The organism is Novosphingobium sp., from assembly GCF_965228995.1.
Classification (GTDB): Bacteria; Pseudomonadota; Alphaproteobacteria; order Sphingomonadales; family Sphingomonadaceae; genus Novosphingobium.
In genome coordinates, this window is sequence record NZ_OZ245852.1 from 2,368,653 (window position 1) to 2,380,807 (window position 12,155).

Below are 12,155 nucleotides of genomic sequence, written 5' to 3' on the forward strand. Positions count from 1 at the left end.
ACCGGAGAGAGACATGGACGGTATCCCGAAGCTGGTCACCGACCTGCTCATGCCCGATCGCGATGGTGGCTACGCGAAGGGCTATGAAACCCGCGAGCTGATCCTGCGCACCGCGCTGCATATCCTCATCGAGGAAGGCTACCGCGCCATGTCGATGCGCCGGATTGCGGCGGCTTGCGGCATGCGACTTGGCAACCTGACCTACCATTACCCCACGCGCGAGGATCTCGTGCGCGAACTGCTAAATGCGGTGATCAGCAGCTACGAGGTCGAATTCGCCGCGATTGTCCATGCGCCCGGCCTCTCGCCGGAGGAACGTCTCACGCGGCTGTGCAGCCTCATCATCGAGGACATCGGCAGCAAGAAGACGACGCGGCTGTTTCCCGAGCTCTGGGCGCTCTCGAACCACGATGCCTTTGTCTACGAACGCGTCCACGAACTCTACGACCGCGCCCGCGCACCGCTGGTTGAAATCATCGCCGAAATGCGCCCCGATCTGCCGGAAGCGGCGCGTCTGGACCTTGGGCTGTTCATTTCCGCCTCGATGGAAGGCCTCACCGTGTTCGCCGGGTACCAGATGCCGTTTGCGCAGCGGATGCCGGCAGTGGAGCAGATCGCGGTCCGCTCGTTCATCGACATCGTGCGCAGCTTCGATCCGGGTTAGGCGACACTGCCTTCCAGAATCTGCAGCGTCTTGAGATCCGAGTGGAAATCGAGCGCATAATCGCCGCCCTCGCGCCCGATGCCCGATATGCCGATGCCGCCGAACGGCGCGGTGAGATCGCGCACCAGAAACGTGTTGACCCACACCGTCCCGCCGCGAACCGCCCGGCCGACACGCTGGGCGCGTTCCTCGCTGCCGGTGTAGACAATGCCGGAAAGGCCAAAGGCGGTCGAATTGGCGAGCATGACGCCTTCGGCTTCGTCCCTGAACGTCTGGAACGTGAGGACCGGGCCGAAGACTTCGTTCTGGACGACTTCGCTGTGGTTGTCCTTCGGAACGATCAGCGTCGGCTCGATCCAGTTTGCGCCTTCCTTCCACCGCTTGCCGCCGCGCACGATAGTATCGCCCGCCGCCCGCGCGCGGTCGATGAAGCCGAGCACGCGCTCCGCATGCACTGGATGGATCAGCGCCGACATCGTGGTGGCCGGATCGCGGCTGTCACCCATGACATGCGCATCGGTATAGGCATGGAACTTCGCGAGGAAGGCGTCCTTCACGCTCTCTTCGACGATGATCCGCGTGCCAGCCATGCAGACTTGTCCGCTGTCGTCGAACTGCCCCGCCGCCTTCTTCGCCGCCGCATCGAGATCGGCGTCGGCGAATACGAGGAGCGGCGATTTGCCGCCCAGTTCGGCGGTGAAGGGCACGATGTTTTCCGCCGCCGCCTTGCCGATCACGCGCGCGGTGGGCACCGAGCCGGTGAAGCTGATGCGCTTGATCCGGGGATCGGAGGTGAGCGCATTGCCAAGCTCCGCGCCAAGGCCCTGCACGATGTTGAACACGCCCGCCGGGAAGCCCGCCTCCGCGATCAGGTCCGCCAGTACCGAGGCAGACAGCGGCGACCAGTCGGCGGGCTTGAGGATGACCGTGTTGCCCGCTGCCAGCGCCGGTGCGCACTTCCACGTGGAAAGCATGAACGGTGCGTTCCACGGCGTGATGATCAGCGCCGGACCTGCCGGCATGCGGATCACGCGGTTGAGTGTCCCGCGCGAGGACCAGACGCGCTCCTCGTGTGCCGTGGCGAGATCGGCGTAATTCCGGAAATTGGCCGCACCGCGCAGGATCACGCGCAGGCGCAGGCTTTCGAGCAGCATGCCCATGTCGAGGCATTCTACGCGCGCGAGCTTTTCGACATTGGCCTCGATCAGGTCCGCCAGCCGGTGGAGATAGGCGCCCCGCTCGGCTGCCGTCAGCGCCGCCCAGGCCGGAAATGCCGCGCTGGCGGCTTCTGCTGCCAGAGCTGCCGTCTGCGCATCGCCGCGTGCGATGTCGGCCAGCTTGCGCTCCCAGTCGAACGGGCAGCGCGTCTCGAAGGTTTCAGGCGAGCTGACCCGCTTGCCGCCGATGAAATGGTCGGGCGAGACGGAAGCACCGTCGATATCGATCCGGTCGCGCATGGGGTTTCCGTCAGATGTAATGAAGGTAGTAGGCGAGCTGTTCCTCGGCCGACTTGCCTTCGAGAATGCGCACTTCCTCGCGCTTGATCGCGATGAAATTGTCGATCAGCACTTGCCCGATCGCGCCGGAGAGCACGGTATCGGCCTCCAGCGCATCGAGTGCGGTGCCCAGATCGTGGGGTGTGTGGCGATCGGTGTTGATCGTCTCCAGCCCGTCGTTCACTTCCTCAGGCGGCAGTTCGTAGCCGTTTTCGAGGCCGAGCAAGCCTGCTTGCAGCAGCGCCGCCATCGCGAAATACGGGCTTGCGGCGCAATCGGCGAGGCGGTGCTCGATGCGCGCGGCGGGGCCGGTTTCGGCCGAGACGCGCACGGTCACGCTGCGGTGGTCGATGCCCCAGTTGGCCCAATAGCCCGAAAGGCTGGCTGGCTGGAGCCGCGCATAGCTCTGGGTGAGCGGCGCCATGATCGCGGAGAGCGCCTCATGATGGCGCAACATCCCGGCGATGGCGCCCTTCATGGTGTCTGACAGCGTGCCGCTCGCCACATCGTTTGCAAACGCGTTGCTGCCGTCGCCCTGGGTGAAGCTCAGGTTGAAGTGAAGCCCGCTGCCGCTCTTTTCGGCAAAGGGCTTGGGCAGGAACGAAAGCAGGTAGCCGCGCTTGTAGAGCACTTCCCGCGCCATCTGGCGGAACAGGAACGCATCGTCCGCCGCCTTCATCGCATCCGCATAGCGCAAGGTGAGCTCGAACTGCGGCGCGTCATATTCGGCGTTGATGGATTCGATGGGGATGCCGCAGGCCGCCGCCATCGCCCAGACTTCCTCGATCAGGCCAGCCGGATCAGCGAAGGGACCGGTGCCGTAGACGAAAGCGCCCGGGGTGTCATACGGCACCCAGCTGCCGTCCGCACCGCGCTGGAAGACATAGGCTTCCATCTCGATGCCGACCATCGGGTCAAGCCCGCGCGCGCGCCAGGCCTCGATCGCCCGGGCCAGCGCCGAGCGGCCACAGAGCGCGAAGGGTTCGCCCTGAAAGCGCAGCGCGCCGAGCGCGATCTGCGTGTTCGGCTCCCACGAGGGCCGCAAGTCGGCGGGATCGAAGGTCACTTCCATGTCGGGCAGGCCGGTCAGCAGCCCGCCGCCGGGCGCTGCGACAAGGGCCTTGTCATACGTCACTGCAAACGTGCCGACACACATGCGCGCGTGGCCCTTGGCCGCCTCGCTCATCGGCACATATTTGCCACGCGCCAGATTGAGCTGGTCGGCGAAAAGAATTCGGCAGCGCTCGAAACCTTCGGCGCGCACCAGACCCGGTTCGATCTTGGACTGTTCGATTTTAGGCTGTTCGATTTTAGACAGGCGGTTCATCTCTCTCCCCTTCAGCGCGCGCTGACGCGTACCGGCAGATGCTTTATGCCGTGAATGAAGTTGCTGCGCAAAAAGGCGTGGTCGCTGATCTGCTCGATGCCGGTGAGCCGCTTGGCCAGTTCCTGCATGACGATGGCAACCTCGAGCTTTGCCAGCCACATGCCGAGGCAGATATGCGGGCCGCCCTGGCCGAACGAGAGGAACGGATTGCGCTCCCGGCCAAGGTCGATGCGGTAGGGATCGGGGATCGCGGTTTCATCGCGGTTGCCCGAAATGAACCACAGCAGCACTTTGTCACCTTCGCGCACCTGTTGCCCGTGAAAGGTGAAGTCGCGCATCGCGGTGCGGCGGAAATGGGTGGTCGGCGAGGCATAGCGGATCATTTCGTCCGCCGCGCCTTCCCAGCTGTGAAAGTCGCCGGTTTGCAGGCGCTTCAGCAGTGCGGGATCGTTCGCCAGCGCGTGGATCGTCGCCGAAATCGAATAGCGCGTGGTGTCGTTCCCCGCCGCGACCAGCAGGCAGAAGAAATTGCGGAACTCGTCACGCGACATCTGCGCACCGCTGTTGGTGGGCTCGCGCACCAGATTGAGCACACCGATCTGCTCGCCCGCATCCATCCGGTCGAGCAGCTTGTTGGCATAATCGAACAGGTCCACCGCGGCGGGCGAGCGGAAGGGGAGCATGCGGTAAGCATCGCTATCCAGCTGATCGACAACGAAATCGGTGTAGTCCGGGTCCGCGTTGGAAATCAGCGCATCGCCCTTCTCGACGAGCCACGGCCCATCTTCCTGCGGCACGCCCATGATTTGCGCGAGCATCTGCATGGGGAGGCGCCGCGCGATGCGGTCCACCGCGTCAAACTCACCTTCCTCCAGCCCAACATCGAGGAGATCGGTCACGATGGCGCGGATCTGGTCCTCGAATTGCGCGACGGTGCCCTTGGCGAAGGCCTTGGAAACCAGCGCGCGAAAGCCCCGGTGGTGGGGCGCATCGGTTTCCTGAAAGGTCTTGCGCGCCTCGACTTCCTCCATGGTCTGGTCTTCCATGCGAATGCCGCGCGCAGAGGAGAGGAGATCGGCCTGCCGGTTGAGCTCGAGCAGATCGGCGTGCCGCGTCACCGACCAGAAGCCTTTCTCGCCGCTTGCCATTTCGTTCCACGCCATCGGCGCTTCGCGGCGCATGCGTGCAAAGGTCTCGAACGGGGCACCGTCGTTGAAGGCATCAAGCGAGGACAGATCGACGTTGGGATCGGCCTGACGCGAAAAGGCAAAGGGCATGGGAACCTCCAGTTCGATTGCCGTGCTAGTCCCACTGGCCGGGCAGGGACTTGGCATAACCGGACAGAGTGAGGGCCCACCATGCTGCAGGCCTTCTTGTCGGCGCGCGGCGGGCCTATTGAGGCGGCGTACCGCAGCATAGGGAGCCGCAGCATGGGTGAAATCATCGGAGCCGGTCTGGTCGCACATGCGCCGACCATCATGATGTCCGAGGCGGATCGCTACGAACTCAACGAGGGCAAGGAAATCAGCCTCGTACCGGGGCTGCGGCGGCTCAAGAGCGAAGTGCTCGATGTGCTGAAACCCGATGTGATCGTGCTGTTCGACACGCACTGGTTCACCATCGTGGAATTCTGCATTGCTGCGCAGGCCCGCCGCACCGGGCACTTCACGTCAGACGAATTGCCGCGCGGTATGCGCCAGATTCCCTATGATATCCCCGGCTGCCCGGAACTTGCCTTTGCGATGGCCGAGCGCGCCACGGAGCACGGCGTGCGCACCAATGCGATCGACGATCCGCACTTGCCGATCCACTATCCCACCGTGAACCTTGCGACCTTCCTGCAGGGCGACGAACAGTGGATTTCGGTCAGCCACGCCTATTCGGCCGAGCCGCACAATTTTCTCGGCGTGGGGGCAGGGATCGGTCAGGCAATCCGCGAATCGGACAAGCGCGTCGTGCTGATCGCCAGCGGATCGATGAGCCACCGCTTCTGGCCCTTCGATCAGATCGCGGCGCATGAAGCCTCCGATCCCATCCACATTTCCTCACCCGAAGCCCGCGAGGCCGACCTCGAACGCTTGCGCTGGTTTGCCGATGGCAACCACGCCGCAGTCATCGACACGATGCCGGACTATTTGCGCCACGCCCCCGAAGCGCGCTTCGGCCACTACCTGATGATGGCTGCGGCATGCGGCGGGCACGACTGGAGGGCCAAGGGGCGGCAGTTCTCGGACTACGAAAACGCGACCGGCACCAGCCAGGTTCACGTGTGGTTTGATATGTGAGGTCCGAAACCCACCCCTTCGTCATTCCCGCGAAGGCGGGAATCCAGAGCGGCAAGCGCGGCGTTTAAGGCTCTGAATTCCCGCCTTCGTAGGGATGACGAACGGAGGAGCCGGAGCTTTGCCTTTTGCTAAAGGACCTTCGCCTCGATCCACGCGAGGATCTCCGCGCGCCGGGTGCGGTCTTCCAGCACATCCTCGTCCACGCCCAGCTGCCAAGCGAGGCCGGCGTCGCCCGGATCGGCCGCCAGCGCCGAGAGTTTATCGCGGTAGGCCACCAGCTCTGGCAGATCGGCAAAGAAACCCTGCGCGACCATGTCCTCGGCATAAAGCGTATAAAGCTGCACGAGCTGCCCCAGATCGAACTCGGGGTGATATTGCACCGCCCAGACTTCGCTGTTCCCCAGCGGAATTACGGCCGCCTGGATTTCGCTGTGGGCATTGGAAGCCAGCAGCGTCGCGCTTTGCGGCAGGCGGATCACTTCGTCGTAGTGGATGCAGGGCGCATCGAACACCGGCGCCTTGCCCTTGAACATCGGGTGCGCGCGGCCAGCCTCGTTCAGCAGGATCTTGCGCGCAAAACCCACTTCGCGGCCCTTGGGATTGAAAGCGACTTCGCCGCCCGCCGCGACTGCCGCGATCTGCAGGCCCCAGCACGAACCAAAGATCGGCAGGCCCGCCTCTGCGGCCTCGACCAGCAAGGCGATCTGGTTGGTCACGGCAAAATCGTCATCATAGGCATGGAGCGCCGAGCCGGTGACGACAAAGCCCGCGTAATCTGCCCAGGTCCGCCCGCTGGGGATCGTCTCGCCCGCATCGGCGCCATTCAGCACGTCGAGTGCGATATCGGGGTAATGCGCGGCAATCGCCTCGATGTAGATCTCGCTCGAAGTGCGCACGCCGAGTTCATGGGCGCGGGCACGCTTGGGCGCGGTGTTGCCTTCGAGCAGCAGCAGTCGGGTCATGTCAGGTCCTGAAAATCAGTGCGCGGTGCCGGCCAGCTTGGCGCGGAAAGCCTGCGGCGAAACGCCGCTCCAGCGGTGAAAGGCGCGGGTGAAGTTGCTGTGCTCGGCATAGCCCAGCCTTAGCGCGATCTGGGCGATCGACAAATCGGGGCGCACGCGGAATTCGAACACCGCCTGCCGCATGCGGCATTCATCGAGCACCTGCTGGAACGAGCTGCCCTGCTCGGTGAGCTTGCGGCGCAAGGTGCGGCTCGACATGCCCATCTCGCGCGCAAAGCGCTCCTGCTCGATGGCCTGGGTATTGAGATCGCGCAGCACCATCTGGCTGAGCCGGTCGACCAGCGGGGTCTCGCGCCGCTTTGTGACGATCGAGCGGGTGAGCAGGCGGACATCGGCCAAATGGGGATTGGCCTGCGCCGGAAGCGCTAGATCGAGCAAGGCGGCGGGGAAGCGGATCTGGTTGGCATCCGCGCCGAAGGTGCAAGGCGCGCAGACGACCTTGCCGATATCGCCGCGCATTTCGTGGCTCTCCGCCTCGAACGCGAATTCGATCTTGTCCCAGCCTCCACGCGTCCCACGCTTCAGGATCTGGCTGACGATGCCCAGCGTGAACATGGCATCGTGGTGGCGCGGCCAGATATCGGGATCGAGGATGCGGTAGCTGACCGAGGCCATGTCGTCCTCAAGGCCGAGCCGGATATCGGTGCAATCCTGCAGCAGCGAGAAGTAGTCCACCAGCCGCCGCAGCGCCGAGCCGACGCGCCCCGCCGAATTGATCGCATCGCCCAGTGGCCCAAGCGCGGCAAGATCATAGTTGCCTCCGGCCAGCCACGGGATCGCCACATCGCGGGTCCGGGCGACGACATCTTCCGAGAAGCGCACGAACTCCGCGAGCGGCATCGAGTCAGGCGGCGGCCCATCGCCGAGCACCGGCGCGGCGGCGCGATCTTCCAGAAAGCTCTCCCAGCCGTTCATTGCGGCGGCGCGTACGGTCGCTGGTGCCATGCTGTCTCCCCGGGCCACGCGTGGACGTAGTCTTATGGTGCGAGGCTAAGCGATTCGCCTGCCACAGATATTGATCCAAATCATCAAAACTTGATCAAAAAAGTCGTGAGCGGGGGCATGGACGCGGGGGCCGGAATGTCCGATCCTGCCAAGCGGGCGCGGCCCTGCCATGCAAGGGCAGCAGGGATAAACGGGGAGACATGAGTGCAGAAACCGACAGCAACGTCCGCGCGGCGCGACATCGATGTCAATGGCTGGCCGGCGATCCTCTGCGCGGTGATCCTGGGCACGATCGGCGTGCTTTCGTTCATCATCCAGCCGGGCGTGGTGCAAGGCTATGTCACCCAGCTGCGGGTGGACGAGGCTACTGCGGTCAATCTGGCCGGCGTCGAAATGCTCGGCGTCGCGCTGGCGACGATCTTCATGGCGGTGTGGGGCACGCGGATCAACTGGCGCTGGGTCGTCGCGGGCGGTCTCCTCATCGCGGCAGCGGGCGATCTCGCTTCGCTTGCCGCGCCGCTTGGCGGACGGTTCGAACTCGCGCGCTTCGTCGCCGGGCTGGGGGAGGGGACGATCACCTCGATCAGCTTCACTTTCGTCGGCGTGACGATCCGCGCCGAACGCAATCTCGCGCTCTATCTCACCCTGCTGCTGACGTACGGCGCGTTCGGGCTGTGGTATCTTCCTGCGTTTTTGGAAGGGCACGGCCTCGATGCCATGTTCATCGGATTTGCGGTCCTTACGCTGGCCTCGCTGTGCACCCTGCCGTTCCTGCCGCACGCCTACTCGCCTGAGGAAATGGTCAATCCGGAGGCGCGCCAGCTGGCGACCCCGCTGCTGGTGGTCGCGCTTGCCGGGGTGCTCGCCTACAACATTGCGCAAGGGATCGCCTGGGCCGTGCTGTTTCTCGTCGGCATTGGCGCGGGGATTACCGAACAATCGGTGGCGGATGCGCTGTTCCTCTCGCAGATGCTGGCTGTGGGCGGTGCGCTCGCCTCGGTGTTTCTTGCAGGCCATGTCAGCCGCAATGGCGCCATTGCTTTCGGCATCCTCGCGGGCGCGGCAAGCATCGCCCTCCTCATCGGGAAGCCGAGCCTGACTCTGTTCGTCATCGGCGTCTGCGGCTTCAATGTGCTGTGGAATTTCGTGCTGCCGTTCATCCTTGGCCGCGTTTGCGATTTCGATGAGAGCGGGCGGATGATGTCCTTCGCGATCATGATGCAGATGATCGGTCTCGGCGGCGGACCGCTGATTGCGGGCCAGCTGCTCGATGGCAGCGGATACCGCTCGGCGGAGCTGCTCTGCGTGGCGCTGTTCATCGTGAGCTATGCGCTGTTGCTGGTTCCCATCCGCAAGCATCAGGCGCTATCGGCGCTGCCAACCTGATTGTGTTTCAAGAGGAGCTCATGCGTGTTTGAAACCGTGCCAGAAGGCACCGGCCTCGCTGTCCACAACCCTGCCACCGGCGCCTTGATCGCGACGGTGCGCGACTATGCGCCGGCCGAGATCACTGCGATCATCGATGCCGCCGATGCCGCGCGCCCTGCCTGGGCTGCTGAAACCGCCAAGGCCCGCGCTGCTGTGCTGCGCCGCTGGTACGCCCTCATCATGGAGCGGCAGGAGGAACTTGCCGCCCTGATCACCGCCGAATGCGGCAAGCCGCTGTCCGAAGCGCGCGGCGAAGTGGCCTATGGCGCCTCGTTCATCGAGTGGTTCGCCGAAGAAGCCAAGCGTGCCTACGGTGAAACGGTGCCGACTTTCGCGGCAGGCAAGCGCGTCCTCACGATCAAGCAGCCGGTGGGAACTTGCGCCGCGATAACGCCGTGGAACTTCCCGATTGCGATGATCACGCGCAAGGTGGGGCCCGCGCTCGCCGCGGGGTGCTCGATTGTCGTCAAGCCCGCCGAAGCGACGCCGCTGTCCGCCCTCGCGCTGGAAACGCTGGCACGTGAGGCCGGGGTGCCGGCGGACTTGTTCCGCGTCACGCCCTCGAACGATCCTGCAGGCGTCGGCAGCCTGTTCTGCCGCCACCCCAAAGTGCGCAAGCTGAGCTTCACCGGCTCGACCCGCGTCGGCAAGATCCTGATGGCGCAGGCAGCCGAAAACGTCACCCGCCTCAGCCTCGAACTGGGCGGCAATGCCCCCTTCATCGTGTTCGACGATGCCGATCTCGATGCGGCCGCCGATGGCCTGATGGCTTCCAAGTTCCGCAACGCCGGGCAGACCTGCGTCTGCGCCAACCGCGTGCTGGTGCAGGACGGCGTCTACGATGCGTTCGTCGAGCGCGTGCGCGCAAAGGTTGCATCGCTCGTGGTGGGCGATGGCGCTACCCCCGGCACCACAGTCGGCCCGCTGATCAACGGCGCCGCGGTGGAGAAAGTGGATGCGCTGGTGCGCGATGCGCTCGCCGGCGGGGCAACCGCGCTGATGGGCGGCAACCGCTCGAACGTCGGCCCAGGCTTCTTCGAGCCGACCGTACTTGGCGGCGTGCACAGTGACATGGCGATTGCGACCTCCGAAATCTTCGGCCCCGTCGTCCCGCTGATCCGCTTCACCGAGGAAGACGAGGCCGTGCGCCTCGCCAACGACACGCCCTACGGCCTTGCCGCCTATTTCTATGCGCGCGATCTGGGCCGTGTCTGGCGCGTGATGGAGGCGCTGGAATACGGCATGGTCGGGGTGAATGACGGCATCCTGTCGACCGAAGTCGCGCCGTTCGGCGGGATCAAGCAATCCGGTCTTGGCCGCGAAGGCTCGCGCCACGGCCTCGATGAATATCTCGAACTCAAATACTGCCTCATGGGAGGAATTGGCCGATGACCAGCCCAATGACCAACAACGCGGACCTCATGGCTCGCCGCGAAGCCGCCGTGCCGCGCGGGGTCGCCTCGATCCATTCGCGTTTCTTCGAACGCGGCGTGAATGCCGAAGCGTTTGACGCGGAGGGCAACCGCTACATCGATTTCGCGACTGGCATTGCGGTGTGCAACACCGGCCATTCCGATCCGCGCATCGTCGATGCGGTGAAGCGCCAGCTCGATCAGTTCTCGCACTGCTCGTTCCAGGTGACGCCCTACGAAAGCTACATCGCGCTTGCCGAGCAGCTGAATGCCGCCGCCCCCATCGAGGGCCCGGTCAAGACGATCTTCCTGACGACCGGGGCGGAAGCGCTGGAAAACGCGGTCAAGATCGCGCGCATGGCAACCGGGCGGCGCGGCGTGGTGACGTTCCAGGGCGGCTATCATGGCCGCACGCTGCTGACACTGGCGATGACTGGCAAGGTGCTCCCCTACAAGGCCGGCTTCGGCCCGCTGCCGGGCGATGTGTTCCACACGCGCTTCCCGATCCCCTATCATGGCTTTGACGAGAAGCAGGCCGTCGCGGCGCTGGAGGCCCTGTTCGCCTCGACCATCGAACCCTCGGCGGTCGCGGCCATCGTGCTCGAACCGGTGCTGGGCGAGGGCGGGTTCTACACCGCGTCATATGCCTTCTTCCGCGCGCTGCGCGACATTTGCGACAAGCACGGGATCCTGTTGATCGCTGACGAGGTCCAGTCGGGCTTCGCGCGCACGGGGCGCCTTTTCGCGATGGACTGGGTGCGCGAAGCGACCGGCGTCACGCCTGATATCATGACCATCGCCAAAGCCATGGCCGGCGGCTTCCCGATCTCGGGCGTGATGGGCAAGGCCGAAATCATGGACGCGCCCGATGCGGGCGGCCTTGGCGGCACTTATGGCGGCTCGCCGCTAGGCTGTGTCGCGGGCCTCGAGGTGCTCAAGATCATCGCCGAGGACAACCTCTGCGAACGCGCGGTGACCATCGGCAACACGATCAAGGGCACGCTGCGCGCGCTGCAGCAGGGCGGCATGCGCACGATCGGCGATGTGCGCGGGCCCGGCGCGATGGTCGCGATGGAACTGGTCCACGACGGCGATCCGGACCGTCCGAACCCCGAACTCACCAAGGCCATCGTGCAGGAAGGCGCGAAGGACGGGCTGCTGCTGCTTTCCTGCGGCATGCGCGGCAATGTCGTGCGCTTCCTCCCGGCGCTGACCATGCCGGATGATCTGCTGGCCGAGGCGATGGAACGGCTGACCGGCCTGATGCGGCGGGTTGCCGGTTAGAGCACTTTCCGACCAATCTGGTTCACCGTGACGGAGCCGATTTCGGCCCAGCGCGAGGATCGAGGAGGGAGCTATGCTTGCCTATAGTGACCGACGAGAGACGCTGCGATGGGCCAAAAGCGGCCCGCCCCTTCGGGGTTGCGTCAGGAAGCCTCTCGGCCAAATGTCTCTATGGCAGCGTCGCGCCGCTGGCACGGGCTACCAGCCCGCACTGCGCGGCGCTCCTTGCCGAGAAGCTTCCTGACGCAATCACGGTGAACCAGATTGGTCGGAAAGTGCTCTGGTCCTATTC

The 12,155-nt window shown here is 64.8% G+C and carries 10 protein-coding genes; 5 read left to right on the forward strand and 5 right to left on the reverse strand.

The genetic code is table 11. The annotated features are described in order from the left end of the window. The first annotated feature begins 13 nt into the window (after positions 1-13). Positions 14-664 (forward strand): TetR/AcrR family transcriptional regulator, encoded by a 651-nt coding sequence (locus tag ACO056_RS10970; protein WP_421846620.1) that lies wholly within the window; start codon positions 14-16, stop codon positions 662-664. On the opposite strand, the gene ACO056_RS10975 is transcribed toward ACO056_RS10970, so the two are convergent. From ACO056_RS10975 to ACO056_RS10985, 3 genes are read right to left on the reverse strand one after another with little or no spacing between them, the layout of a single operon-like run. After that, entirely contained in the window at positions 661-2,121 is a 1,461-nt protein-coding gene (locus tag ACO056_RS10975) for an aldehyde dehydrogenase family protein (RefSeq protein WP_421846622.1), read from the reverse strand. The genes ACO056_RS10970 and ACO056_RS10975 overlap by 4 nt on opposite strands. 10 nt (positions 2,122-2,131) lie before the next feature. After that, positions 2,132-3,487, reverse strand: coding sequence for a glutamine synthetase (locus ACO056_RS10980; protein ID WP_421846624.1), 1,356 nt, complete (start codon positions 3,485-3,487; stop codon positions 2,132-2,134). A gap of 11 nt (positions 3,488-3,498) precedes the next feature. Next, positions 3,499-4,764 (reverse strand): cytochrome P450, encoded by a 1,266-nt coding sequence (locus ACO056_RS10985; RefSeq protein ID WP_421846626.1) that lies wholly within the window; start codon positions 4,762-4,764, stop codon positions 3,499-3,501. A 153-nt stretch (positions 4,765-4,917) separates the two neighbouring features. Here ACO056_RS10985 and ACO056_RS10990 point away from each other — a divergent pair, with 153 nt between their 5' ends. Next, the gene (locus ACO056_RS10990; RefSeq protein ID WP_421846628.1) at positions 4,918-5,772 is read left to right on the forward strand and encodes a 3,4-dihydroxyphenylacetate 2,3-dioxygenase; all 855 of its coding nucleotides are present in this window, start codon (positions 4,918-4,920) and stop codon (positions 5,770-5,772) included. A gap of 128 nt (positions 5,773-5,900) precedes the next feature. On the opposite strand, the gene ACO056_RS10995 is transcribed toward ACO056_RS10990, so the two are convergent. Continuing rightward, entirely contained in the window at positions 5,901-6,734 is an 834-nt protein-coding gene (locus ACO056_RS10995) for a type 1 glutamine amidotransferase (RefSeq protein ID WP_421846630.1), read from the reverse strand. 15 nt (positions 6,735-6,749) lie between these two features. Continuing rightward, entirely contained in the window at positions 6,750-7,739 is a 990-nt protein-coding gene (gene qhpR / locus ACO056_RS11000; protein WP_421846632.1) for an AraC-like transcriptional regulator QhpR, read from the reverse strand. A 204-nt stretch (positions 7,740-7,943) separates the two neighbouring features. Between qhpR and ACO056_RS11005 the strand changes: the two genes are divergently transcribed. Genes ACO056_RS11005 through gabT form a run of 3 tightly spaced genes read left to right on the forward strand, consistent with a single transcriptional unit; the run spans position 7,944 to position 11,863 of the window. After that, a complete protein-coding gene (locus ACO056_RS11005) occupies positions 7,944-9,125 on the forward strand; it encodes a hypothetical protein (RefSeq protein ID WP_421846634.1) in 1,182 nt (393 codons plus the stop codon). Positions 9,126-9,149: 24 nt separating this feature from the next. Further along, positions 9,150-10,559 (forward strand): NAD-dependent succinate-semialdehyde dehydrogenase, encoded by a 1,410-nt coding sequence (locus tag ACO056_RS11010; RefSeq protein ID WP_421846636.1) that lies wholly within the window; start codon positions 9,150-9,152, stop codon positions 10,557-10,559. Beyond that, the gene (gabT, locus tag ACO056_RS11015) at positions 10,556-11,863 is read left to right on the forward strand and encodes a 4-aminobutyrate--2-oxoglutarate transaminase (RefSeq protein WP_421846638.1); all 1,308 of its coding nucleotides are present in this window, start codon (positions 10,556-10,558) and stop codon (positions 11,861-11,863) included. Before ACO056_RS11010 ends, gabT begins: the two co-directional genes overlap by 4 nt. Positions 11,864-12,155: the final 292 nt, after the last annotated feature.

Excerpts from the sequence above, each read along its gene's own strand:
- ACO056_RS10970 (WP_421846620.1), top strand. The coding sequence starts at position 14 with ATGGACGGTATCCCGAAGCTGGTCACCGACCTGCTCATGCCCGATCGC.
- ACO056_RS10975 (WP_421846622.1), bottom strand. The coding sequence starts at position 2,121 with ATGCGCGACCGGATCGATATCGACGGTGCTTCCGTCTCGCCCGACCAT.
- ACO056_RS10980 (WP_421846624.1), bottom strand. The coding sequence starts at position 3,487 with ATGAACCGCCTGTCTAAAATCGAACAGCCTAAAATCGAACAGTCCAAG.
- ACO056_RS10985 (WP_421846626.1), bottom strand. The coding sequence starts at position 4,764 with ATGCCCTTTGCCTTTTCGCGTCAGGCCGATCCCAACGTCGATCTGTCC.
- ACO056_RS10990 (WP_421846628.1), top strand. The coding sequence starts at position 4,918 with ATGGGTGAAATCATCGGAGCCGGTCTGGTCGCACATGCGCCGACCATC.
- ACO056_RS10995 (WP_421846630.1), bottom strand. The coding sequence starts at position 6,734 with ATGACCCGACTGCTGCTGCTCGAAGGCAACACCGCGCCCAAGCGTGCC.
- qhpR (WP_421846632.1), bottom strand. The coding sequence starts at position 7,739 with ATGGCACCAGCGACCGTACGCGCCGCCGCAATGAACGGCTGGGAGAGC.
- gabT (WP_421846638.1), top strand. The coding sequence starts at position 10,556 with ATGACCAGCCCAATGACCAACAACGCGGACCTCATGGCTCGCCGCGAA.